The sequence below is a fragment of the Ochrobactrum sp. SFR4 genome, assembly GCF_019730395.1.
In the GTDB taxonomy this organism is placed as follows: domain Bacteria; phylum Pseudomonadota; class Alphaproteobacteria; order Rhizobiales; family Rhizobiaceae; genus Pseudochrobactrum.
The window spans coordinates 1-321 of sequence record NZ_JAAPBB010000508.1 but is presented as its reverse complement, the minus strand read 5'-3'; the positions used below and the strand labels follow the sequence as shown (position 1 = coordinate 321).

Annotated in this window: 1 pseudogene; it reads left to right on the top strand. The window is 53.3% G+C overall.

Annotated features, from left to right (window positions below):
• Positions 1-321: pseudogene (locus HBA93_RS20020) on the top strand (two-component sensor histidine kinase); the annotation flags it as partial.

The following is a 321-nucleotide window of genomic DNA, read 5'->3' as shown; positions in this document are numbered from 1 at the left end:
ACTGACAATTGTGCAGGGCACATTGCAGGGCATGGCTGATAAGGTTTTCCCGCGTGATGATGACCGTATTGAGGACTTGCTGACGCAAGCTGAAGGTCTGGCACGTCTGGTCAATGACCTGCGAACCTTATCACTGGCTGCCAGTCAGAAACTGGTGACCGAGCGGAGCAAGGTCGATATAGCGCAAGCTGCCGAGCAGATTTTGCAGGCATCGCGGCCATTGCTGGAAGATGCCGGTATGGTGCTGGAAACTGATCTGAAAAAAGCAATGATACCGGCAGATAATCAGCGTTTGCGTCAGGCTATGCTGGCCGTGATGGA